A 23,591-nucleotide genomic window follows, 5' to 3' on the forward strand; every position below is an offset into this window, starting at 1 on the left:
ATGCCTAAGTTTGCGGCTAATTTATCAATGATGTTTACCGAGGTTCCTTTCCTGGATCGCTTTAAGGCGGCCAAAGATGCCGGTTTCAGTGCGGTGGAATTTCTATTCCCTTACGACTATCCGGCGGCACTTCTTGCACAGACACTGGCAGAAAACAGTTTGCAGCAAGTGCTGTTTAATACCGCACCTGGAAATACCAGTAGCGGTGAATGGGGGCTGACGGCACTACCTGGCCGGGAGCAAGAGGCGCGCCGCGATATAGATTTGGCGTTGGAATATGCATTAGTGCTAGGGTGCCCGTCAGTCCATGTGATGGCCGGTGTGGTGCCGGTGGGGGCTGATCGTGCAGTTTATCAGCAGACATTTGTTGAAAATATTCGCTATGCGGCTGACCGCTTTGCCGAACATAATATTAAGGTAATGATTGAGGCGTTAAACCCGAAAATAAAACCTAATTATCTTTTTTCCAGTCAGTATCAAACCTTGGAACTGGCTAATGTTATCGACCGGCCTAATGTATTTACCCAATTGGATCTCTTCCATGCGCAAATAGTGGATGGCAACCTCAGTCAGTTAATTACCTCTTTAGCTGGGCGCTATGGCCATATTCAAATTGCCTCGGTACCGAATCGTCATGAGCCAGATGAAGGGGAGATTAACTACCCGTACTTATTCGATCTACTCGATAGTATTAACTATAGCGGCTGGATTGGTTGCGAGTATCAACCACGGGCTAATACGATGGCAGGCTTAGGCTGGATAAAACCTTACCAATCATAGCTGTTGTCATCGAACACTTCACCGGGTTGTTTGAATCACAGAAATAATAATTACAGAGTCGAGAAAACATCGTGATGTCGTTTGGCGGCCGCGCGCTATTTCTTCGTTACTCGCATTAGGCGGGTGTGGCTCAGAATAAGATTAATAGAAAAGTGCCAATAAGCACATAACAAACAACCTATGTAATATTTTTTGTTATCGAGGTTTAAATAATGTCTACCTCCCTACTGCTGACTATTGCTGTTGCCAGCGTTTTACTTTTATTAATATTAGTCATTAAAGCCAAGGTCCATCCCTTTGTTGCGTTATTGGTTGTCAGTCTGTTGGTTGCAATAGCAACAGGTATTCCGGTCAGTAATATCATGAAAGTGATTATGTCCGGTATGGGCGGATTGCTTGGTTCGATAACCATAATTATTGTGCTTGGGTCAATGCTGGGAGGGCTGATTGAAGCCTCCGGTGGTGCGGAATCTCTGGCTCAACGATTTACTGGCTCATTGGGGATCAAGCGCACGGTCATGGCATTAACCCTGACTGCCTTTATTTTGGGGATCCCGGTATTTTTTGAAGTTGGCTTTATCATTGTTATCCCGCTTATTTATGGTTTCGCTAAAGTTGCTAAAGTATCACCCATTAAATTTGGCCTACCTATGGCCGGGGTCATGCTAACAGTACATGTGGCCTTGCCAACTCATCCGGGAGCAGCGGCGGCGGCTGGGCTATTGGGTGCGGATATGGGGCGGCTAATGATGATTGGCATCCTTATCTCTATTCCAGTCGGGCTGATAGGGTATTGGGTCGCGAAGAGTATGAATCGGCGTAACTATGCGCTTTCAATTGACGTTTTGGAGCAGTTGCAGTTGGCAAAACCTGAAACCGGGATTGCTGCTGAACCGGCGAAGGATATTCGTGACCGAATCCCGGGGGCGGGTTTAATTGCTTCACTTATCATTATTCCCATCGCCTTGATCATGCTAGGTTCGTTGGCTGCTACCGAGTTGCCTGAAGAGAGCTTGCTGCGGGAGGTTATTGTGCTTATCGGTACGCCCGCCATTGCATTGTTAATTGCTCTGGGGTTAGCAACCTATCTGTTGGGTATTCGCCGTGGCTGGGGCAAGGACAAAATAGAACAGATTATGGGGGATGCTATTCCAACGTCGGCGGCGGTCATTATGGTTGCTGGCGCTGGTGGCGCTTTTGGTAAGGTTCTGGTTGAGTCTGGTGTTGGCAAAGCATTGGCGGTTTCACTGGAAGCTATCCACTTGCCTTTAATTCCCGCGGCTTTTCTGCTCTCGCTGGCATTACGTGCTTCTCAAGGCTCGGCTACCGTGGCAATCCTGACTACCAGTGGTTTGCTGACCCAAGCGGTTACCGGGCTTGATAGCATGCAGTTAGTATTGGTGACCCTTTCGGCGTGTTTTGGTGGCTTGGGGTTATCCCATGTTAATGATGCTGGATTTTGGGTGGTAACACGTTATCTGGGGCTTTCCGTCGCTGATGGATTAAAAACCTGGACAGTATTGACGACGCTGATGGGGCTAACCGGATTTGCTTTGGTATGGTTGGCATGGGTCTTGGTATAAAGAACAGCAGTCGATAGGAATAAACTAATAATAAGAGTCCGCAGGCCAGGCGGATTCTTATTACATTCACTTTCCCTGTGGCGATTATTCCCCAACACTTTGCCAGTAATCACTCACTATTATGCTAATTTAATGTCAGCTTACCTACTAATCTACTACCGCTAATTAAATCATTCCTACGTCGTTACGCCTATCACATATCGCTAATATCATGATACTGCAATAGTATCGTTGTTCTCTCGTCTGACCAAAAATAATCAATCTTATTGAAAACAACTGATATACAGCTTTCTAAACCTAAGCTATCTTAGCTTAAGAATTTCATGATTAATTGATAAAACCAAAGGTGAAAGAAGCCAAGATTCATTATTACCATTTTATATAAATTAAAATGTGAAAGTATTACTGTCGCCTAAAATAAGTGGTAGAGGCAAAAAAAAAGACAGAAAAATAAACAAAAGGTAAACGGGAGATAGCGAATATGCCTACAGATGATAGCAAGAATGGAATTATCGACTACGTATCCACCGGGCATCTACCTGACCCAGACACTGTGGTTAAATTGGTGCAAGAAGCTCATAAACGTTTTGGTGCAGATACCGAAGGTGTAGTTTCTAGCGTTTATCCTGCATTGGAACGCGTTTCGCCGAATCTGTTTGGCGTCTGCATGGTTGGCACCAACGGTAAAGTGCATTCTGCCGGTGATGTAGATGTTGAGTTTACCATCATGAGTGTCTCCAAACCCTTTGTGTTTGCGCTGGTTTGTCAGGCTATCGGAGCCAAAGTTGCACGTGAAAAACTGGGCGTGAACAGCACCGGTATGGCATTTAACTCCGTTACTGCGATTGAACGCACGCCAGATGGCCGCACTAACCCGATGGTGAACTCCGGTGCGATTGCCACCACCAGTCTGGTACCTGGATCAACCAGTGATGAGCAGTGGAAATTTATCTATGACGGATTGTGCCGTTTTGCCGGACGCAAGCTGACACTAAACGAAGAAGTGTATCAATCTGCTTGTGAAACCAACTTCCGCAACCGTGGTATCGCTAATGTGCTGCATGGTTATGGCCGTCTGGGGTGCGATCCTCTTATTGCTACCGACTTATATACCCGCCAATGTTCGCTGAATGTCAGCGCCAAAGATCTTGCGGTGATGGGCGCGACACTGGCTGATGGTGGGGTTAACCCACTGACTCGCGAGCGGGTGGTGGACAACGATGTATGCCATTACGCATTAGCGGTAATGGTAACAGCAGGGTTGTACGAAACGTCTGGTGACTGGCTTTATGACATTGGTCTGCCGGGCAAAAGCGGTATTGGTGGTGGAATTGTGACGGTGTCACCTGGAAAGGGGGGGTTAGGGACGTTTGCACCGCTACTCGACAGTGCGGGTAACAGCGTTAAAGGGCAACTGGCTGCCCGGTTCTTATCACGTAGTCTTGGGATGGACATGTTTGTTTCTGAGCCTTACACCGAAAAGAGTTGAGTTACACGATCTGAGCATTGCGCTGACAGTCATATTGTTTCGTGTGCAAGGTTGATTTAAGAACGAGAGCACTTGGTAGACGAAATTATCTCGCAAGCCAAAGGGCTCAAAAACAAGAATACATGTCAAAAGGACAGAGAATTTATGGCGAATCAATCAACTCACCGCGCTGGCGCGGAAGTTAAAGAATCCTGGGTGCCGATGATAACCATCGCATTAGCCCAGATTCTGATGTCATTCAACGTTGCTTCCCTACCGGTCGCATTGGGTGGGATGGTAAAAAGTTTTAATGTGCCACCCACCACGATCGCCACCGCGATTGTTATGTACTCATTATCTGTTGCGGGCTTCGTGATGTTGGGCGCCAAACTCAACCAACGTTTTGGGCCGCTGGTGGTATTTCGCAGCACAGTACTGCTGTTTGGTATCGCGCAGGTCATGATGACATTCAGCCCGAATGTTACTGTAATGATCAGTGCGCAAGCATTAAGTGGCTTGGCGGGGGCGGCTTTGGTGCCAGCTCTGGTCGCTTTGATTGCTGAAAACTACCGTGGTACACAACAGGCGACGGCGCTCGGTGCTTTAGGCTCAGCTCGAGCCGGTGCGGGTGTCGCGGCGTTTCTGATTGGTGGTGTCCTGGGTACCTATATCGGCTGGCGTCCAGCGTTCGGTATTTTGATTGTGTTATCGGCCGTGATCTTTGTGCTGAGTTTCCGATTGAAATCTGATAACGGTCGTCCTGAAGTGGGCATCGATGTGTTTGGGGTGGTACTGGCGGCATCGGCGATTATTCTGCTGTCGTTTGGTTTTAATAACCTGAACCGCTGGGGCTTCGGTCTGGTGCGTGATGGTGCGCCCTTTGATTTGTTAGGCTTCTCACCCGCGCCCTTCATGATTGTATTGGGTATTGTGCTGGGTCAGGCGTTTGTGGTTTGGACCCGTCGCCGTCAGGAACAAGGTAAAACACCGTTACTGGCACTGGAAGTGATTACCTCATCTACGGAAAAAGCGGCAGTATTCGCTATGTTTGCTGTGGTCGCACTGGAAGCGATGTTGAACTTCTCAGTGCCGTTGTATATCCAGATAGTGCAGGGCAGTACCCCGATGGCCACAGCGATTGCCATGATGCCATTTAACTTGTCAGTGTTCTTCTCCGCGATGCTGATAGTTCGTTTCTACAAGAAATTGACACCACGCAAAATTGGCCGTTATGGTTTTATCACCTGTACCATCGCACTGTTGTGGTTGGCATTCGTGGTGCGCAATAACTGGAGTGAGTTCGCGGTACTGTTCGGTCTGGTGGTATTCGGTCTGGCACAGGGCGCATTGGTGACCTTACTGTTTAACGTATTAGTCAGTGCATCACCGAAAGAGTTGGCAGGCGATGTTGGTTCGTTGCGTGGTACGACTAACAACCTGGCAAATGCTATCGGTACTGCGGTTGCCGGTGCTTTGTTGGTCGGTTTGCTCAGTGCTAACGTGCTGCGTGGTGTGGCTGAAACGCCAATTCTGACGCCAGAAATTCAGGCTCAGATCAATATGGACAGCATCAACTTCGTCAGCAATGACCGCCTGCAAGGTGTGTTAGCTCAGACGACGGCGACACCGGAACAAGTTGCCGAAGCGGTGCGAGTCAATGAAGAGGCGCGTTTACGAGCGCTGAAATTTGGCTTACTGATTATGGCGTTGCTATCACTGCTGGCTATCTTCCCAGCAGGCCGCTTGCCTGATTACTTACCGGGTGAATTGCCTGCGGATAATCTGGATCCTAAAGCCCGCAAATAACATGCTGTATTGATAGAAGAAAACGCTAAAAAGAACCTGGCAGTGTGCTGCGAAAACAGCCACTGTCAGTGTTCAACCCGCTTTAAATCCCATCAGCTATAATCTCATCGACAGTGCGCCTTGTGGCGGCGCTGATGACTGATGCTCGTTTTACAACTTCAATATCGTAATCGCCGCGAACTGCAAGTGATGCATAAACTCACGCAGGATCAGCAGGCGTGCGGCAAACACATTATCTGCCGGTATCCCTTCAGAGGCTGCGGGTCTACCCATCATTACCGCCGCCAGCCTGTCAAACACCCGCTCTACCGCCTCAAGTGATAAGTGCATTTCGCTCTGTAAAGGCAAACCCGCGAGCAGAGCTATCTCGGCTATCTCGCTATCGGTGGTGACTAATTGCGAGGTTTTATTCAGCGCAGGGCTAATACGGATAACTTCATCTTCAACCACCATAATGGCGGTTTCCATCTCATCAGCCGTTGGCGGATTATGGCGGAAGTAGCGCTGAGCTGTATGGGTATCACCCACGGTAAGTGGCCATTGAGCACCAGTCGGGTCAATAATTACCGTGCTTGCATCACGACCAATATGCAGCAGGGTGATGACCTGCGCGCTATTACTGAGAGATGCGCGGATAGTTTCATATTCGGTCTGAATGCTATGCATTATCTACCACCTAAAGGGCTAGCGTTACTCAATTAATCCATGTGGAACAACCAAATTACCCCGGAAAACCTGCGGATTTACATGTTTACCCGCGCGGGCATCAATTAAGTCGACCACCTTTCTCGCCAATGTTTCTAATGAATACTCGATTGCTGGCACTGCTGGGATACCGGGTAATTGCACTGAACCATCCAGGCTGAAAACCATCACTTTATCAGGAACGGTATGCTTGAAGACATGCAATAGCGAGATGGCCTTTTGCGCTTCGATTTCATCCATTACCAACAGCGCATTAAATTGTGCGCCGTTATTCAATAGTGTCTGCAACGCCTCTGAAGAGGAGTGAACGTTACCCATCACTAAACTGCGGTTATAGGGAATCAGGTAATTCTCCAACGCCCGTTGATAACCCAGTAGCGTCTGTTCCGCCACCGTGCCAGAGGCATGATTTAACAGCGCAATATGTCGGCGGCCCTGACTGACCAAATAGTGACAGGCAGTTTCTGCTGCGAATGAGTGGTCGAATAAAATACTGTTAGGGGTAGAGGACTCAAGACAATCAATCATGATGATATTTTCATCATGAGATGGCAGCGCAAAGCGTGCGCCGATGATGATAATGGCATCACACAAACCATTGGCGAGCTCAGCGACAGCATTTGCTACCCCGATGCTATTGTCGGCAAAACGCAGTAATAAATGCTTTTGATGCTGGCTAAACTGTTTTTCCAAGGCAAACAGATAACTGGTTGTTTGCTGAATGTGTTCAGTAGCGCAAATCACACCGACACACCCGGTTGACTGTGCAGTCAGAAACTGGGCGATGACATTCGGTTTATAATTCAGAGTCTCAACGGCCTTCATCACCGCCAGACGGCTCTCTTCCTTGACGCCGCGTGTACCGCTTAACACCCGGGACACTGTAGCTTTAGATACGTTGGCTAACCGCGATACATCATTAATAGTCGACATAACTTCACTCCACTTTATCTGATCAATGGCCAGAGGGCCTGGTCAGTTCCCTATTTCCTTGGTTCCAGTCTTACTGCATCTATTCTATACCGCGATCATCATAACGGAAACCGTTGTTACCAAGGAGTATCCAATAAAACAGCTCCCAGTGCTTAGCTTTTTGTGACGTCTTTCACAACTGCATATCTTTCAGTGGTTAAATATTTGAGCGCGCTCTCATATCTATTCTGTTTGCATGGAAACCGGTTTCCATTTTGTTTCCAATGAGGCTCAATATGACAAAATTACTCTGAGGCGATACGTAATGAAAAAGATAATGTTGTGCTGCTCCGCCGGGATGTCTACCAGCATGTTAGTGAAAAAAATGTTGGCTGAGGCAGCAACGCGCGGACTTGAGGTTCAGATTGATGCTTTCGGTGCCAGTGAATTCAATGAACAGTTCAGCCGCTATCAGGTTGTGCTATTGGGACCACAGGTGAAATATATGCAACGTGATTTGGCGGCAATCGCTGAGCCTTTAGGGATCCCGGTGATGACTATCGACATGATGGATTACGGTATGCAACGCGGTGATAAGGTGCTCGACTTCGCCTTATCTCTTATTAATGCAGTGAAATAAAAGGTATCTGCCATGAGTTCTCTTTACCAAGCAATGGTTGGAATGATAGAGCAAACCATTACGCCACTGGCTGGGCGGCTGGGGCAACAAAAGTACATAATCGCCATTCGTGACGGGTTTACCTCGGCACTGCCGTTTATGATTATTGGTTCATTTATGCTGGTGTTCATTTTTCCGCCGTTTTCTGCGGACACCACATGGGGTTTTGCCCGTGGTTGGTTAAACTTCTCAAGTACCTATCGCGAGCAATTGATGCTGCCTTTCAATCTCAGCATGGGGGTGATGACCTTCTTTATCTCGGTGGGGATTGGTGCCAGCCTTGGGCGGCAATATAAGTTGGACCCAATCATGACCGGTCTGCTGGCATTGATGTCCTTTTTGCTGGTAGCAGCACCTTATGCTGATGGGCACATTTCAACCCAATATTTCTCAGGACAAGGGATTTTCACCGCCATCGTGACCGCGGTGTATTCCACGGAGTTGTATGCATTCCTCAAACGCCACAATATTACTATCCGCCTGCCGAAAGAAGTGCCGACCGGGGTTGCACGATCTTTTGAAATTCTGATCCCCGTAGTGGCAGTGGTTGCGACATTGCATCCACTAAATTTATTTATCGAATCCTCCACAGGAATGATTATTCCAGAAGCGATTATGCACCTGTTGGCACCTTTAGTTTCTGCCTCAGATTCGCTACCTGCCATTTTGTTGTCGGTTCTGTTATGCCAAATTTTGTGGTTTGCCGGTATCCATGGAGCATTGATTGTGACCGGTATCATGAACCCGTTCTGGATGACCAATTTGGCGCTAAATCAAGCGGCTTTAGCTGCCGGAGCGCCGTTACCTCATATCTATTTGCAAGGTTTCTGGGATCACTACCTATTGATCGGTGGTGTGGGTTCGACTTTACCGCTGGCCTTCCTGCTATTACGCAGCAAAGCCATTCATCTGCGTACTATTGGCAAAATGGGGATAGTCCCAAGCTTCTTTAATATTAATGAACCGATTCTGTTTGGTGCCCCCATCATCATGAACCCGGTGTTCTTCCTGCCTTTTATCTTCGTTCCGATGATCAACGCTACATTGGCCTATATCGCGACCAAATTGGGGTGGATAGCGCAAGTTGTGTCATTAACCCCGTGGACGACGCCTGCGCCAATTGGTGCTTCCTGGGCTGCCAATTGGGCGTTTAGTCCAGTAGTTATGTGTCTGTTATGTATGGTGTTCTCGGCGGTGATGTACTACCCATTCCTCAAAGCTTATGAGCGCAGCCTGCTGAAAGCCGACCAGGAAAAAGAGCAACAACTGAGTTTTGCTGAGTCAGCCGAAACCCGCTAAGTCGTGATTAGATTAATCTTTATGGAGAGTATGATGAAGTATCAATTTCCACATGATTTTTGGTGGGGCAGTGCCAGTTCAGCCCCGCAAACCGAAGGTGAAAGCTTGAGTGGTGGTAAAAGTGCCACTGTCTGGGACACTTGGTTTGACAAGCAACCGGGGCGTTTTCATCAGCAGATTGGGCCGCAACAGACATCAACGTTTTATCAACATTGGCAGCAAGATATTGCTTTATTGAAACAGTTAAATCACAACAGTTTCCGTACCTCCATCTCATGGGCGCGACTGATCCCCAACGGACGAGGTGAAGTGAATCCGCAGGCAGTGGATTTTTACAATGGTGTCATTGACGAACTGCTGGCACAGGGGATAACCCCATTTATCAATCTGTTTCATTTTGATATGCCAACAGTCATGCAGGAGTTGGGGGGGTGGGAAAGCCGCTATGTAGTGGACGCCTATGCTGAATATGCCGATACCTGTTTTCGTTTATTTGGTGACCGGGTACAACATTGGTTTACCTTCAACGAACCAATCGTGCCAGTCGAAGGTGGCTATCTCTACGATTTCCATTATCCGAATGTAGTGGATTTCAAACGGGCGGCCACGGTGGCTTATCACACCGTGCTGGCTCATGCTTTGGCGGTGAAAAAATATCGCCAACGTGAGTTAGGTGGTGAGATTGGCATTATTTTAAATCTCACGCCGTCGTATCCGCGTTCTGAAAATCCTGCGGATGTAAAAGCGGCTAATATCGCCGACTTACTTTTTAATCGCAGTTTCCTCGATCCAGTATTACGCGGCGAGTATCCGGCTGAGCTGACGGCATTACTGAAAGATTATGATCAGCTGCCTGCCTGCCAACCTGGAGACAGTGAATTAATTGTTGAGGGTAAAGTAGATTTACTCGGTATCAATTATTATCAGCCACGTAGAATTAAATGCCGCGATAGCCGGGTTAATCCAGAAGCCCCCTTCATGCCAGAATGGCTGTTCGATTATTATCAGATGCCAGGCTGCAAAATGAACCCGCACCGGGGTTGGGAAATTTATGAACCCGGTATTTACGATATCCTAACCAACTTACGAAAAAACTACGGCAATCCGCGCTGTTTTATTTCAGAAAATGGTATGGGTGTCGAAAATGAACAGCGATTCAGCCGCAACGGTCAGATAGATGATAGTTATCGTATTGAGTTTGTTTCCGAGCATTTAAAATGGGTTCACCGTGCTTTGGCGCAAGGGAGCCATTGCCTTGGTTATCATATGTGGACGTTTATTGATAACTGGTCATGGTGTAATGCCTATAAGAATCGTTATGGCTTTGTTCAGTTAGATTTGAAAACGCAGCAACGTATTGTGAAAAAAAGTGGCGAATGGTTTGCGGCAACGGCAAATAATCAAGGTTTTGATGAGGTAGAGCGAAATGATTGATTTGGAAGAGGCCGTAATGGAGATTATCGTCAATGCCGGTCAGGCCAGAAGTCTTTGTTTTGAGGCATTGCGAGCCGCCCGTGAAGGTGATTTTGTTCAAGCGCATGCACTGTTATCAGAATCGGATGGCTTTACCAAGGCCGCACATCGGATGCAAACCAAGCTTATCGAACAAGATGCCGGGGAAGCCAAAACACCGATGACACTGATTATGGTCCATGCTCAAGATCATTTAATGACATCGTTATTAGCCCGTGAATTAACCAATGAATTAGTATTATTATATCAGCGAGGATAAATCGCCTTGGGTAAATGAAATTCATTGTGTAAGTCAAAGAAATATTTAAATTAACTATTGCACTGAGGTCAAATATGAATATTTAACCATGGCTGGTTATTTGCCAAAAAGATACTTCTGGGTATAAAAATAAATAAATCATTAACTCTTTAAAAATGGGTGAGCTGAGTATCGCCTTTATTTTGAGAGCCTAATACTTTACTTCACATTATCCTAAATAGAGATGGTTATTATGAATAAGTTTATACTGGTTGGACTTACCAGTCTTTTATCATTGCCTGTATTCGCTGAAGTGTCCTGGGAGACCCCACAAGGGAATCTGAAATTATACGGTGATGTTGAGATTAATATGGATGCTGCCAGTAAAAGTGGGCAGCTCACTTCTCTACGCACCAGTGCAAATAAAGACTGGAAAGCGGGGAGTATAGAGCAATGGGATATTAATGGCAGAATACTGATCGGTCTGGATGGTTATCGGCGTATGAATAATGGCAATTTCGCAGGTTTCACTGTACAGCCACTGGCTGATATTGGTGGTCATATGAACCTCGATGATGCAGCCTTCTTCTTTGGTCATGAGAAAGATTGGAAGGTGAAAGTCGGTCGCTTTGAAGCCTATGATATGTTCCCACTGAATCAGGATACGTTTGTCCAACACTCAGGTAATACTGCGAATGATCTTTACAGTGATGGCTATGGTTACATCTATATGATGAAAGAAGGCCGTGGGCGCAGCAACAATGGGGGTAACTTCCTGGTCAGTAAAACTCTGGGTAACTGGTATTTTGAAGTTAACACCATTCTAAAAGACGGAACCACGTTATTTGCCAATAATACTTATCATGGTAATACGCTGGAAAATGAAAAAAATGTGGCGTATGTTCGTCCGGTGATTTCGTGGAAACAAGATAGCCTTTCTGCGGCTATAGCAATGGAAAGTAACGTTATCAGTAATGCCTATGGTTATCGTGATGATCAGGGCCAGTTTCAGGACCAATCGAAACGTAATGGCTATGGGGCAACATTCACTTGGAATAATCAGGATAAAGATCCTGACAATGGTATTGTCGCTAATCTGAGCTCAGCTTATATGGATGCAACCAATGAGAAGAACTTCAGTGCCGGGGCTAATATCTTATGGCGAAACTTTGAAATTGGTTATATTTACGCGCACAATGATATCGAATATTTCAACAGTGCAAATGCAGGGGTAGTTACCTCGGGGATATTAACCTCGCCTGATAAATATGATGTTCACACGATCCACACCTCCTATAAAATTGCCAATATCATGGATATGAATAACTTTAATTTATATCTTGGTGCTTACTGGTCTAAATTGGAAGTGTCACCTGACAATAAAGTGGTTAATGCTGAAAACGATGACCGCTACGGTGTACGTGCCAGATTTAAATATTTCTTCTAATAGATTACTGGCGACCACATGAATTAAATTGGTTATTTAATATTTTACTCAGATTAAATTTCACTTAAATAAATGCCTGTCTGCGGAATTAGGTTATGCACGCCTGTGGTATTTCCGCAGCAGGCCAGGTTGTTTTCTACTCTTGTCCCCCTCAGAACCAGCGAATAAAAAACCTTCTATTTGAATTATTTTTGCACTTTCCTAAGAAGAAATTGCGTAGTGCGCCGCATTTTTAAACAAAAATTCAAGAAACTAAATATTTTTTGATGCGGATCAAGACACATTTCCTTTGTTTAGTGTTAATGTTAATAAATCTCATTATCAACTTCATGTGCGTTACTCATATTATGCGAACTTGGCACAAACTCTTTCTGCTTTGCTGCTGTTGGTGGCTATCAGCCTCATTAGCCTGGGCTGCGACGGATTACCCGCAGTTGGTTAATGATATCCAATCCCGTCTCGATAAAACGTCTCAGTTGTACCAACAACAGAACAATGATGAAGCCCGTACTACGGTGCAGATGGCGTACTTTGAAGTTTTCGAAAACCTCGAAGGCCCGATTCGTATCAATATCTCTGCCCAGAAGAGTTATCAGATGGAAGCCGCTTTTGGTGAAATCCGGCGCATGATTGGGGAGGGCAAGCCGCAAGCAGAAGTTGATAATAAAATTAATTGGCTTAAAAGTGAACTCACTGCGGTACTGCCTATACTGACCGATGGGCATAAACTTAATGCAGAACAGCAACATGCAGCTTATGAAAACAGTGAAATTGCACTGTACTGGCAGCAGAGTTTCAAGATCATTGATGACTTACTGGCACAAGCCATAAGCGAATATCAAGAAGGGAAGTTCGCCGCGGCCAGCGAAAGCGTGCAACAGGCTCATTATCAGGGTTTTAAAAACTCTGAAATGGAAATGTCAGTGCGGGGCAATCGTTCCGCACAAGCAGCAGCGGCAATTAACCAACAATTTACCGCATTAATCGATCTCACTCGCGAGCCAGACCAAATAACGGAAGTTGCCTATCGTGTCACCGGTTTACTACAAACTATCGAAGACACCCTTCCAGGCTTACCCACAACGCGTGAACAGCAACCCGTCACCGCAGATCAAGCCAACGTTGGGCAATCTTCGGCATCGGCTGCTAGTTCTGACGGACAAGCTAATGCCGATTGGGCGGCTGTTTCCAGTAAGATAAATCAGGCCATCAGCGATGCTATTAGTCAGTACCAAAAGGGGCAGACTACACCGGCAATGATGGCTGTGCAGGATACCTACTTTGATTTGTTCGAAGCCAGTGGCATGGAGAATAAAGTTGGTTCGCGTGATGCTGCATTTAAATCGACGTTAGAGGGGCATTTCACTCGTTTAGTCAGCCTGATGAAAGCCGGTCAGCCAGTCGAACAGTTACAAGCCGAAGCCGTCGCGTTGCAAAAGGATTTGGCCAGTGCTGTAGAGATGCTCGGTGGGGGGGATGAAACCAACTGGAGTCTGTTCATCTACAGCCTGCTGATTATTGTGCGTGAAGGGCTGGAAGCTTTACTGATTGTTGCCGCGATAGTGGCTTATCTGGTGAAAAACAACCATCAGGATAAATTACCGCTCATTCGTCAATCCGTTGTAGTGGCCTTAATCGCCAGCGTGCTAACCGCTTTCGTCTTCCAGTGGTTATTTGCTAATTCAGGGCAAAGTCGTGAGTTATTAGAAGGTTTCACCATGATGATTGCCGTGGTGATGCTGTTCTCAATGAGTTACTGGTTATTGTCGAAGACTGAAGCACGGCAATGGAAAGCTTATCTCGAAGGGAAATTTTCTAAATCACTCAGTAGTGGATCGATGGTCGGGTTATGGCTGACAAGCTTCCTGGCGGTGTATCGCGAAGGTGCTGAAACTGTACTGTTCTATCTGGCCCTGATGGGCGATGCCAGTACCACTAGCGGCCACTTGTCGATTCTGGCAGGTTTTGGCGTTGGCTGTGTATTCTTGCTGGCAGCTTATCTGGTCATGCGCTTTACCGTAGTCAAATTGCCACTCAAACCCTTCTTTATGTTTACCGGTGGCTTTATGTACCTAATGGCGTTTGTATTTGCCGGTAAGAGTGTTCTTGAACTAATTGAAGGTAAATTGTTTGAGCCGACATTGCTACCGGGCGTACCTGAAATCAGTTGGTTGGGGATCTATCCATATCTGGAAACATTGATTCCTCAAGGGATATTACTGATTGCTGCGCTGGTTGCTCTTTGGGTAATGCAACTGCGTGGTCGTACTGTCTCAGCGTAATGGTCCGGCATGATGCCGGTGTGAATAACGACAATGTAATTATCATTTGATACCAGAGGGTGTGCTACATGACCATGAAGAAAACGATTATTGCCAGCAGCATTATCGCCAGCATTTTTGCAGCGCCTGCTGCTTTCGCCTTTAAAGAGTATCCGGCTGGCGAGCCTATCAAGATCAACGATATGGAAATTGCTGCAGTTTACTTGCAGCCAATCGATATGGAACCGCGTGGCATGGGTTTGCCTGCCGCGAAAGCTGACATTCATCTGGAGGCAGATATCCATGCCACCGAAGGCAATAAGAATGGATTTGGTGCCGGTGAGTGGATGCCGTACCTGACTATCGCTTATACCTTGGTGAATACGGATACTGGTACCAAACAAGAAGGCACATTCATGCCGATGGTTGCCAGTGACGGTCCACACTACGGTGCCAATATTAAAATGATGGGTGTAGGTAACTATAAAGTTACTTACCATATCAGTGAGCCATCTAAAGCCGGATTACATCGCCATACTGATAGCGAAACGGGTGTTGGCCGCTGGTGGAAACCGTTTGATGTGAGCTATGACTTTAAATATACCGGTTTGAATTGATAACAATGGCCGCGATGACTAAAACAGTTATCGCGGCTTTTTCTTAATGCTGGATGGTCAGCGCGTTTTTATCCGCGCGATGTAAAAGCTGATCAGTGATAACTGGCAGGTGTTGTGATTATCTTGCCCAAGGTGTGTGCTAATGAGTTATTTTTTTGTTTCCGTGCTACAAGCCTTTTTACCGGTAGCGTTGTTATTGGGGTTAAGTTGGGCATTCAGGCCAGCTCCTGCATTGAACCGGGTGGTATGGATAACGATACTCATGGCTATCTTGGGTATTTGGGCCGGTACCCATTACCCAAAATCGCAGCAATTGCAGTTAGTTCTGGCGGGGGGGCAACTTCTCGCACTGCTGTTATTCTTGTTAAGTCAATTTACGCTCCGCCGATCGTTAGGTTATGTCTGGCAAGCCCTGTTGGTATTGGGCGCGGCATTCAATTGGGGTAATAACCCGAATCTCGGTGCCTTTACCAATACCCATGTCATCAACACCGATTTACTGCTTAATTTGGCGGCTATTGTCGTGGCATTTGGCTGGGTGATTTTCAGTGCCGTATTATTGCTGATGATGGTCAGGCAATTGCCTCGTTGCCGTTGGCCACTATTGATACTGATAACGGTATTACTGATTTTGCCACTCAGTGGCGACGGCATTCTGTTATTAATGAAGTTACAGGTTGTGCCACTGGCCAAATCACTACTCAGTTATGTCGCTTTAGTTACCAATGGGCATGCCTGGTTGAGTTACATTTGTGCGCTGCTTCTGGCATTTACGACGCTGTGTTACTTGATACCGTTACGGAATTCCCGCCGGATCGTCGGTGAAAATTCAGACCCGATTGCTCACCGTAAAGCATTAGCTGATTACCGTAATGTACGCCGAATCTTTGTTTTTTCCTTGCTGGCATGGGTAATAGCCGCAGGTGCTCAACTCTACTGGGATAAAGTCGCTTCTCAACCGCCCCAGTTGTCCGAGGCTTTACCCGTGACACTCTCGGCTGATGGTTTAGTCCGTATTCCAGTAGAGCAGGTACGTGATGGTAAGTTGCATCGTTTTGTCTGGGTCGCCGATGATGGTAAAGCAGTACGTTTCTTTATTATTAACCGTTATCCCGATCGTCTGCGCCTGAGTGTGGTTTTCGATGCCTGCTTGTTGTGTGGTGAGCAAGGGTATGTCATGGAAGGCAATCAGGTCATTTGCGTTGCCTGCGCCGTGCATATTTTCATTCCGTCGATCGGTAAAGCAGGGGGCTGTAATCCGATACCGTTGGAGGGGTGGAAAAGTGACGATAAAGAGTTAGTCATTCCCAAAGCCTCTTTGGAGGCGGGTGTCAATTACTTCACCACGGTAGTAACGCTTGATGTAATTGATCCGGTTGATAAAACTCGCCTCACCAATCAAAAGGCCGAATATAAGTACAGTTATGGCGAGAAGACCTATTTCTTCTCATCTGAGGCGAATTACAACCGTTTCCGTGAACACCCGGAGCAGTTTGTGACGCCGGTTGCCAGTAGTGAAGACAGTGACACGCAGGAGAATCCATAATTATGTTATGGCGCATGCTCAAGCAGTCTTGGTTCAGGAATGTCCGGCGTAAATCCCTGGCGGTATTTACGGTCTTCCTTGCTGCCGGACTCATCTCGTCATTGTTGGCGGTATCGATAGATATTGGCGATAAAATGTCACGTGAGTTGAAGTCTTATGGTGCCAATATTTTGATTGAACCTGCTGGGCAGGTGGCACTGCCGTCATTATTCGGCGAGCAGAGTAACCCACTTACCGGGCAGGATTTCCTCGATCAAGCTGAGTTACCCAATATCAAAGATATTTTTTGGCGTAACAATATTGTCGGTTTTGCGCCATTACTGAGCGGCGAAACTGATGTTAAGGGGCAAATTATTCCGCTGCTGGGGACCTATTTTAACCAGGCGGTTGATGTACCCGATGAAGAGGACTATCACACCGGTCAGCAAATTATCAGCCCGTATTGGCAGGTTAGTGGTAACTGGCCGCAGGAGCCAGTTAAAGCCGATGCGACAACGGCTGAGGCATTGTTAGGTAAACAACTGGCACAGCAAACTGGTTGGAAAGTCGGTGATGAGTTGCACCTCAACGGTGCCTCTGGCCCACTAACGGTGAAGATAAGTGGGGTGCTGAGTAGTGGTGGTGAAGAAGAGAGCCGCCTGGTATTACCCCTAAGCGCAGTGCAATCACTCCTCGGCTTGCCAGGAAAAATCCAGGCAGTGCGGGTTTCAGCATTGACTGTGCCAGAAAATGAGTTGTCGCGTAAAGCGCGCGAAAACCTTGAAGCCCTTAATGCCGAAGAATATGACCTGTGGTATTGCACTGCTTATGTTTCTTCAATTGCACACCAATTGGAAGAGGCTATTTCTGGCTCCGTAGTGCGGCCAATTTGGCAAGTTGCTGCATCTGAAGGGGTGGTGATTGAAAAGATACAACTGCTGTTGGCGGTGGTTACGCTGGCGGCGTTGATTGCTGCGGCAATGGGGATTGCATCGCTGATGACCAGCACGATTATGGAACGCGCGAAAGAGATTGGTTTGATGAAAGCATTGGGGGCGCGTCAGTGGCAAATTTTGATGCTGTTTTATCTTGAAGCAGCAATCAGTGGCTTGATTGGTGGTCTGGCAGGCTGTTTGGCTGGCTGGGGCTTGGCAAAAACCATTGGCCTGATGTTGTTTGGCGCTCCACTCAGTTTTGCCTGGATGGTGGTGCCCTGTGTGCTGGTGATATCCGTGTTGATTGCCGTCATAGGTACCTGGTTCCCTGCCCGGCGTATTGCCAGTCTCTATCCGGTGGAGGTGCTTTATGGCCGTTAATCATCGGGCAATTCAGCATAAAGGCAGTAATAGTATGTTCTGGCGATTAGTATTACGTGCACTGCGCCTGCGGATGCAACGGGTCAGTGTGGTATTTGCCGCACTCACTGTTGGTGCAGCGATTGTCACCGCAATGTCAGCAGTTTATTTCGATATTAATGCCAAAATGAGTCAGGAGTTACGAACCTTTGGTGCCAATTTCTATATCGGCCCAGGGCATGGTAACTCTTTTGAACAACAGCGATTTCAGCCAATTATAGATGCGGCACCCAAAGGGCTTATCAATGCTTCCAGCCCCTATATTTATGGTATGGCCCGCACCGAATTGGAAAAAGTGGTGCTGATGGGGGTATGGTTTGAATCCCTACAACAGCTCGTTCCCTACTGGCAAGTCACCGGCAACTGGATCGGCGTCAGTTTTGATGATCGCAATGCCATGATTGGTGTCAAACTTGCCGAACGCTTGCACGTCAAAGTAGGCGATACCATTACATTGGTGAATGGAGCGACTCGCCAGCGTCTTCAGGTCAAAGGTATTGTTGAAGCGGGTGACGCCACGGATAACATGTTAATCGTCAATCTTGAACTGGCACAAAAATGGCTCAATCAACCGGGGCATATCAGCAATGCGCTCCTTAGTGTCAGTAATGATGTGGGGCAGGTTGAAACATTTGCCAGCCGCCTGCGTGAGCAATATCCCGATCTTGAAATTCGGCCAATCCGTAAGGTTTCGGCTTCTGAAGGACAAGTGCTTGATAAAATAAAAGGGCTGATGGGGCTGGTCTCGGTGGTGATCCTCATTTTGTCATCACTGTGCGTTAACACCACCTTAATGGCGATAGTGGGTGAGCGTTCAAAAGAGTTCGCCTTGCAAAAAGCATTGGGTGCCAGTGGTGCCGATATTATTCGTCAGATGCTGACTGAAACACTGATTATATCGCTGGCTGCCGCAGTCTGTGGTGCTTTGCTTGGGTATGTGTTGGCGCAAGTATTGGGCCAGACGGTGTTCAGTGCGGCAATCGCTTTGCGAGCACCAGTACTGCCATTGACCCTGATATTGTCATTGTTAGTCGCCGCCGTGGCGGCCATTGTTCCCACCCGTCGGGCTATTCATATCGAACCCGCTAAAGTCCTGAAAGGAGAGTAGCAAATGACATCGCCATTAACACGGGTGAAACCTGAATACACCGCGGATGCCGTCATTGAAACCCGACATTTATATAAGCGTTTTGGTCAAGTTACAGCGCTGGAAGACATTAATATTCGCATTAATCGTGGTGAGTTTGTCGCGATTATGGGGGCGTCCGGCTCAGGTAAAACAACATTAATGAATATCCTGACCTGTCTGGATACCGTTAGCGAAGGGCAGGTGTTACTTGACGGTATTGATGCCGCAGGCTTAGACGAAGAAGGCCGCAGGCAGTTTCGGGCTGACAAGATAGGGCTGGTTTTTCAACAATTTCACCTGATTCCTTACCTGACTGCGTTAGAGAACATTATGTTAGCGCAGCATTATCACAGTGTGGTTGATGAAGACGCCGCGCGGCAGGTTTTAGAACAGGTCGGGATGACACCACGTATGGGGCATCTGCCTAGCCAACTCTCTGGTGGTGAGCAACAGCGAGTGTGTATTGCACGTGCGCTTGTTAATCAGCCCCCTATCATTTTTGCTGATGAACCGACCGGCAACCTTGATGAAGAGAATGAACAGCGGGTGCTGGATCTGCTAAACCATATTCATCGTCAGGGTAGAACCATTGTCATGGTTACCCACAATCCAGATTTAGGGTGTGTTGCTGATCGGATAATCCGGCTCCAGCACGGTAAATATCTTAATGAAGAGAGCCGTCATCATGTGGCGTAATCGGTTAAAAGTTATCGGCATGTGTGGTGTGTTATTGCTACTTAGCGCGTGCAAACAAGAAGAGTTGGTGGTGGGTGAAGCGGCCCCGCAATTGGCAGCTTATGACCTAAAAGGCAAGCCGGTGGCACTTGATCAATGGAAAGGTAAGCAGGTGTACCTCAATTTCTGGTCAGCTAGCTGTGGCGGTTGTCTGGCTGAAATGGCGGCATTGGATAAACTGAGTCAGGAATATCGGGATGATATCGTGGTTGTGGCGATTAACACCGATCCTGAACAGGTGGATATCAATCCGGTGTTGGCACAGCGGAATATTAGTTATCCGGTTATTCGTGATCAATTAGGTATCACACAAGAACGCTACCAGGTTATTGGCACCCCGACTTCTTTTCTGATTGACCGCAGTGGTAAAGTGACGCAATTGCATCAGGGCGCGCGTAATGAGCAGGCGCTGGTTACGTTGTTCCAACAATGGGCGGCGGGTGCATAATGAAAGCAGTGCTGTTGTTAAGCGTGGGTGCCCTGCTGCTCAGTGTCACGGCTCAGGCAGCCACTGACGGTGAGCATATTTATAAACAAACCTGTTCAAGTTGCCATGGGCGTTCGGCTGATCGCAAAGGCTTGGATAAGGCACCGCCACTGATATCGTTATCGCGTGATGAAATTGTTGATGGTCTAACTGCTCGCCGCGATGGCAAGATTGTTGGCCGGGGCAATAAGGCCAAAGCACATCTGACGGATGACGATATTCAAAAACTGGCCGACCATATCGAAAACTTAAAAACGATTAAACACACAATGCCTTGATGTAATATTATCTTTTATTTCAATTTGTTGACTGATTTAAATAAACCAAATCTCGTGCCGAATTTGTTTGTTCCGACGGCTTCATTTGATAATGTTAATGCTGTATTATATGTTGCATATTAAATACATCTTTAAGTTATCTGAGGAATATCAGTATGGGAAATGCATCAGCACTGCTGTGTTATAAAGAGTTACCTGTCTGGAATAGTACCGCTGTACCGGCGATGTTCCGGGAAAAACACAATACCAAGGCAGGTACTTGGGCCAAACTGACCATTCTAAACGGGGAGATGGATTTTCTGATCCTCGATGAAGCGGGGAATACTTTGGCGAGGCATAGCTTCTCTTGTGAGCAGCAGCCACCCTTTATAGAACCCCAAGTCTGGCACCGTATTGCCGCATGTTCAGATGACCTGCAATGCCAACTCAGTTTCTATTGCACGGCAGAAGATTTTTATCATAAAAAATACAATTTAACCCCGACGCACTCTGAAGTCATTGAAGCCGTGGAAATGGTTAAACCGAGTAAAGCATTAGATTTAGGTTGTGGTTCTGGTCGTAATTCTTTGTATTTGAATTTATTGGGTTTTGATGTCACGGCGGTAGACAAAAATAGCGATAGTATCCATAATTTACAGCAGATTATAGTACAGGAAAATCTGCAAAATATTACCGCCAGCACTTACAATATTAATGAAGCCAGTGTGGACAACCGCTATGATTTTATTTTATCGACTGTGGTCCTGATGTTCCTACAACCGGAAAGAATTCCCTCTATTATTAATAATATGCAGGAGTGTACCTTGTCCGGTGGTTATAATTTGATTATCTCTGCCATGTCTACGGATGACTTCCCTTGTACTGTGCCGTTCTCCTTTACATTAAAGTCGGGTGAGTTAAGCCATTACTATAAAGATTGGGATATTATTAAGTACAACGAAGATGTTGGGCAATTACATAAGACCGACGCCGAAGGTAATCGGATAAAACTGCGCTTTGCGACACTATTGGCGAAAAAACGGTAATTGCACCGTAGGTACCTAACCTGCGACTTAGTTGGGTTTAATACAGCATATTAAATCGCGGGTAATTTAACCGCCGCGGGGGGTAAGTTGGGTTCTTTACGCAAACAACTGACAATATAATCAATAAATACGCGCAGCTTGGGGGGTAAATAGCGGGTTGGCGGGTAGAGTAACCATAAGCCACCGCTGTACGAACTGATAAAGCGCCATTCTGGTAATACCGGTACTATCAGTCCCTGTTGCAATGCTGTTCTGGCCGTAAAATAAGGTAGGCTGCCGATACCTATATGCTGCAAGACAGCATCTAGCCTGACACCGGTATGGTTAGCTGCGTAGCGGCCCCGTACCGCGACAGTTACCGCTTTGCTACCTTGACGGAATTTCCAGCGGGCGTCTCCCGGCGTCTCTCCGAGATAAATACAGCTATGGTGCGCTAAATCATGAGGATGCAGGGGAACCTCATGGGCGGCGAGATATTCGGGTGTGGCGCACAACAAATGTTCGATAGTCATCAATTGCCGGCCAATCATTCCAGCAGGGGGTTGGTCAGTAATACGAATTGCCAAATCGATATTTTCATCAATTAAATCAACGTAGCGGTCATCTAAGATCAGTTGTACATCTATTTTACTGTGGCGGCGCAAGAATTCAGGGATATGCGGGTGAACGACAAAACGGCCAACCGCTTTTGGTACACTGATACGAATAAGCCCTTCCGGTTCCAGATTGTACTGGCCACTGACTTCCATCACTGAATTGGCTGCACTAAGCATCGCATGACAGCGTTTAAAAACCTCTTCGCCACTTTCGCTCAATCGCAATTTACGCGTAGTTCGTTGCAATAAGCGCGTAGCCAGCGCTTTTTCGAGTCGGCTGACGCTACGGCTGATTGCTGAAGGTGAAACGCCTAACTGGCGTGCAACTGCCGAGAAACTGCCGGTCTCTACCACTTTAACGAAAATAGCCATTTCGCTTAGCAGAGTCAGAGGCGTATTTATGCTCACAGCGCAACAGTCCTTTGAGGTTATGACGGATTATCACGATAGACTGACATTAATATAATCATAATGGAAATGATAAAAGGATAATGATTGTGACTACTCGTCTATTTTTTGATAACGATACGCTGGCTACGGATGTAAATATCCTGAGTTGTACTCCTGATGGTGAGCGATTTGCTTTAATATTGCAGGCTACTATTTTCCATCCACAAGGCGGTGGGCAACCTTGCGATACCGGTATGATTGGCGGCAGCCCGGTATTACATGTGGTGCAGCAGCAACATCAATTAGTTCATTATGTGGCGCTGCCCGTTGCATTAGGGATACAACCTGCGTGTATCGACAGTGACCGGCGTTTTCTGAATGCACGCATGCATTCCGCTGGGCATATCATTGGCAATATTGGCGAAAGTTATGGCTGGTTGCCAATAAAGGCACATCACTGGCCGGGTGAGGGCCGAGTCTCATTTAAACGAACTGAAAATCCGCATCCAATTGATATTAATACTGTTCAGATAGCTTTAGAGCAGTTTATTCATCAGGATTTAGCCCGACAGACGTTGATCCAGGGTGATTTTCGCGAAATCGGATTTGGTGAATTGCCCGCGTATGCCTGTGGCGGAACACATGTTAGTTCGCTGCGCGATGTGGGAAAGGTTGTTGTTCAGTCCATTTCGGAGAAAAAAGGAGTGATGTCGGTGAATTACACGATTGATTAGTCGGTAATAAATTGTCCTGGCTCTGCACCTGCAACTTCAATGACTTTAGGTATATTATTCAGATCACAG

General features: G+C 46.8%; 22 protein-coding genes. 19 read left to right on the forward strand and 3 right to left on the reverse strand.

The window, feature by feature from the left end; translation table 11 throughout:
* From otnI to Q2T72_RS09815, 4 genes are all read left to right on the forward strand, one after another.
* Nucleotides 1-780, forward strand: a complete 780-nt coding sequence (otnI, locus tag Q2T72_RS09800) for a 2-oxo-tetronate isomerase (RefSeq protein WP_083159086.1) — start codon at nt 1-3, stop codon at nt 778-780.
* Between the two features lie 212 nt (nt 781-992).
* A complete protein-coding gene (locus tag Q2T72_RS09805) occupies nt 993-2,363 on the forward strand; it encodes a GntP family transporter (protein WP_083159085.1) in 1,371 nt (456 codons plus the stop codon).
* A 481-nt stretch (nt 2,364-2,844) separates the two neighbouring features.
* Nucleotides 2,845-3,852, forward strand: coding sequence for a glutaminase A (gene glsA / locus Q2T72_RS09810; protein WP_083159084.1), 1,008 nt, complete (start codon nt 2,845-2,847; stop codon nt 3,850-3,852).
* 144 nt (nt 3,853-3,996) lie between these two features.
* Nucleotides 3,997-5,637 carry an MFS transporter gene (locus Q2T72_RS09815; protein ID WP_083159083.1) on the forward strand — a complete coding sequence of 547 codons (1,641 nt, stop codon included), beginning with the start codon at nt 3,997-3,999 and terminating at the stop codon, nt 5,635-5,637.
* 150 nt (nt 5,638-5,787) lie between these two features.
* On the opposite strand, the gene Q2T72_RS09820 is transcribed toward Q2T72_RS09815, so the two are convergent.
* Complete coding sequence (locus tag Q2T72_RS09820) at nt 5,788-6,303, reverse strand: hypothetical protein (RefSeq protein WP_083159082.1); 516 nt, start codon at nt 6,301-6,303, stop codon at nt 5,788-5,790.
* A gap of 24 nt (nt 6,304-6,327) precedes the next feature.
* Complete coding sequence (locus tag Q2T72_RS09825; protein ID WP_083159081.1) at nt 6,328-7,275, reverse strand: LacI family DNA-binding transcriptional regulator; 948 nt, start codon at nt 7,273-7,275, stop codon at nt 6,328-6,330.
* Between the two features lie 304 nt (nt 7,276-7,579).
* On the opposite strand from Q2T72_RS09825, the gene Q2T72_RS09830 reads away from it, so the two are divergent.
* From Q2T72_RS09830 to tehB, 14 genes are all read left to right on the forward strand, one after another.
* The gene (locus tag Q2T72_RS09830) at nt 7,580-7,894 is read left to right on the forward strand and encodes a PTS sugar transporter subunit IIB (RefSeq protein ID WP_042569652.1); all 315 of its coding nucleotides are present in this window, start codon (nt 7,580-7,582) and stop codon (nt 7,892-7,894) included.
* A 12-nt stretch (nt 7,895-7,906) separates the two neighbouring features.
* On the forward strand, nt 7,907-9,232 hold the full coding sequence (locus Q2T72_RS09835; RefSeq protein ID WP_083159080.1) for a PTS sugar transporter subunit IIC: 1,326 nt from the start codon (nt 7,907-7,909) through the stop codon (nt 9,230-9,232).
* Between the two features lie 33 nt (nt 9,233-9,265).
* A complete protein-coding gene (locus Q2T72_RS09840; RefSeq protein ID WP_083159079.1) occupies nt 9,266-10,666 on the forward strand; it encodes a glycoside hydrolase family 1 protein in 1,401 nt (466 codons plus the stop codon).
* A complete protein-coding gene (locus Q2T72_RS09845; protein ID WP_083159078.1) occupies nt 10,659-10,964 on the forward strand; it encodes a PTS lactose/cellobiose transporter subunit IIA in 306 nt (101 codons plus the stop codon). The genes Q2T72_RS09840 and Q2T72_RS09845 overlap by 8 nt, the downstream gene beginning before the upstream one ends.
* 223 nt (nt 10,965-11,187) lie before the next feature.
* Nucleotides 11,188-12,390 (forward strand): carbohydrate porin, encoded by a 1,203-nt coding sequence (locus Q2T72_RS09850; RefSeq protein WP_372569094.1) that lies wholly within the window; start codon nt 11,188-11,190, stop codon nt 12,388-12,390.
* Between the two features lie 347 nt (nt 12,391-12,737).
* Nucleotides 12,738-14,672, forward strand: coding sequence for an FTR1 family protein (locus tag Q2T72_RS09855; RefSeq protein ID WP_372569095.1), 1,935 nt, complete (start codon nt 12,738-12,740; stop codon nt 14,670-14,672).
* Between the two features lie 68 nt (nt 14,673-14,740).
* On the forward strand, nt 14,741-15,268 hold the full coding sequence (locus tag Q2T72_RS09860) for an iron transporter (protein ID WP_083159075.1): 528 nt from the start codon (nt 14,741-14,743) through the stop codon (nt 15,266-15,268).
* Nucleotides 15,269-15,410: 142 nt separating this feature from the next.
* Nucleotides 15,411-16,814: a Fe-S-containing protein gene (locus Q2T72_RS09865; protein ID WP_372569096.1), complete on the forward strand. Its 1,404-nt coding sequence runs from the start codon at nt 15,411-15,413 to the stop codon at nt 16,812-16,814.
* 2 nt (nt 16,815-16,816) lie between these two features.
* Nucleotides 16,817-18,109 carry an ABC transporter permease gene (locus Q2T72_RS09870; protein ID WP_372569097.1) on the forward strand — a complete coding sequence of 431 codons (1,293 nt, stop codon included), beginning with the start codon at nt 16,817-16,819 and terminating at the stop codon, nt 18,107-18,109.
* Nucleotides 18,110-18,143: 34 nt separating this feature from the next.
* Entirely contained in the window at nt 18,144-19,256 is a 1,113-nt protein-coding gene (locus tag Q2T72_RS09875; RefSeq protein ID WP_193784820.1) for an FtsX-like permease family protein, read from the forward strand.
* Nucleotides 19,257-19,259: 3 nt separating this feature from the next.
* Nucleotides 19,260-19,973 carry an ABC transporter ATP-binding protein gene (locus tag Q2T72_RS09880; protein WP_083159071.1) on the forward strand — a complete coding sequence of 238 codons (714 nt, stop codon included), beginning with the start codon at nt 19,260-19,262 and terminating at the stop codon, nt 19,971-19,973.
* A 19-nt stretch (nt 19,974-19,992) separates the two neighbouring features.
* Nucleotides 19,993-20,460 carry a TlpA disulfide reductase family protein gene (locus Q2T72_RS09885; protein ID WP_193784819.1) on the forward strand — a complete coding sequence of 156 codons (468 nt, stop codon included), beginning with the start codon at nt 19,993-19,995 and terminating at the stop codon, nt 20,458-20,460.
* The gene (locus Q2T72_RS09890) at nt 20,460-20,777 is read left to right on the forward strand and encodes a cytochrome c (protein ID WP_372569098.1); all 318 of its coding nucleotides are present in this window, start codon (nt 20,460-20,462) and stop codon (nt 20,775-20,777) included. The genes Q2T72_RS09885 and Q2T72_RS09890 overlap by 1 nt, the downstream gene beginning before the upstream one ends.
* A 155-nt stretch (nt 20,778-20,932) precedes the next feature.
* On the forward strand, nt 20,933-21,802 hold the full coding sequence (gene tehB / locus Q2T72_RS09895; RefSeq protein ID WP_372569099.1) for an SAM-dependent methyltransferase TehB: 870 nt from the start codon (nt 20,933-20,935) through the stop codon (nt 21,800-21,802).
* Nucleotides 21,803-21,852: 50 nt separating this feature from the next.
* On the opposite strand, the gene Q2T72_RS09900 is transcribed toward tehB, so the two are convergent.
* Nucleotides 21,853-22,806: a LysR substrate-binding domain-containing protein gene (locus tag Q2T72_RS09900; protein ID WP_372569100.1), complete on the reverse strand. Its 954-nt coding sequence runs from the start codon at nt 22,804-22,806 to the stop codon at nt 21,853-21,855.
* Nucleotides 22,807-22,895: 89 nt separating this feature from the next.
* On the opposite strand from Q2T72_RS09900, the gene Q2T72_RS09905 reads away from it, so the two are divergent.
* Complete coding sequence (locus tag Q2T72_RS09905) at nt 22,896-23,522, forward strand: alanyl-tRNA editing protein (RefSeq protein WP_372569101.1); 627 nt, start codon at nt 22,896-22,898, stop codon at nt 23,520-23,522.
* Nucleotides 23,523-23,591: the final 69 nt, after the last annotated feature.

The organism is Yersinia sp. 2466 StPb PI, from assembly GCF_041538325.1.
GTDB lineage: Bacteria > Pseudomonadota > Gammaproteobacteria > Enterobacterales > Enterobacteriaceae > Yersinia > Yersinia enterocolitica_E.

Coding starts and splice junctions, on each gene's coding strand:
- otnI (WP_083159086.1), top strand. CDS start 1: ATGCCTAAGTTTGCGGCTAATTTATCAATGATGTTTACCGAGGTTCCT.
- Q2T72_RS09805 (WP_083159085.1), top strand. CDS start 993: ATGTCTACCTCCCTACTGCTGACTATTGCTGTTGCCAGCGTTTTACTT.
- glsA (WP_083159084.1), top strand. CDS start 2,845: ATGCCTACAGATGATAGCAAGAATGGAATTATCGACTACGTATCCACC.
- Q2T72_RS09815 (WP_083159083.1), top strand. CDS start 3,997: ATGGCGAATCAATCAACTCACCGCGCTGGCGCGGAAGTTAAAGAATCC.
- Q2T72_RS09820 (WP_083159082.1), bottom strand. CDS start 6,303: ATGCATAGCATTCAGACCGAATATGAAACTATCCGCGCATCTCTCAGT.
- Q2T72_RS09825 (WP_083159081.1), bottom strand. CDS start 7,275: ATGTCGACTATTAATGATGTATCGCGGTTAGCCAACGTATCTAAAGCT.
- Q2T72_RS09830 (WP_042569652.1), top strand. CDS start 7,580: ATGAAAAAGATAATGTTGTGCTGCTCCGCCGGGATGTCTACCAGCATG.
- Q2T72_RS09835 (WP_083159080.1), top strand. CDS start 7,907: ATGAGTTCTCTTTACCAAGCAATGGTTGGAATGATAGAGCAAACCATT.
- Q2T72_RS09840 (WP_083159079.1), top strand. CDS start 9,266: ATGAAGTATCAATTTCCACATGATTTTTGGTGGGGCAGTGCCAGTTCA.
- Q2T72_RS09845 (WP_083159078.1), top strand. CDS start 10,659: ATGATTGATTTGGAAGAGGCCGTAATGGAGATTATCGTCAATGCCGGT.
- Q2T72_RS09850 (WP_372569094.1), top strand. CDS start 11,188: ATGGTTATTATGAATAAGTTTATACTGGTTGGACTTACCAGTCTTTTA.
- Q2T72_RS09855 (WP_372569095.1), top strand. CDS start 12,738: ATGCGAACTTGGCACAAACTCTTTCTGCTTTGCTGCTGTTGGTGGCTA.
- Q2T72_RS09860 (WP_083159075.1), top strand. CDS start 14,741: ATGACCATGAAGAAAACGATTATTGCCAGCAGCATTATCGCCAGCATT.
- Q2T72_RS09865 (WP_372569096.1), top strand. CDS start 15,411: ATGAGTTATTTTTTTGTTTCCGTGCTACAAGCCTTTTTACCGGTAGCG.
- Q2T72_RS09870 (WP_372569097.1), top strand. CDS start 16,817: ATGTTATGGCGCATGCTCAAGCAGTCTTGGTTCAGGAATGTCCGGCGT.
- Q2T72_RS09875 (WP_193784820.1), top strand. CDS start 18,144: ATGTTCTGGCGATTAGTATTACGTGCACTGCGCCTGCGGATGCAACGG.
- Q2T72_RS09880 (WP_083159071.1), top strand. CDS start 19,260: ATGACATCGCCATTAACACGGGTGAAACCTGAATACACCGCGGATGCC.
- Q2T72_RS09885 (WP_193784819.1), top strand. CDS start 19,993: ATGTGTGGTGTGTTATTGCTACTTAGCGCGTGCAAACAAGAAGAGTTG.
- Q2T72_RS09890 (WP_372569098.1), top strand. CDS start 20,460: ATGAAAGCAGTGCTGTTGTTAAGCGTGGGTGCCCTGCTGCTCAGTGTC.
- tehB (WP_372569099.1), top strand. CDS start 20,933: ATGGGAAATGCATCAGCACTGCTGTGTTATAAAGAGTTACCTGTCTGG.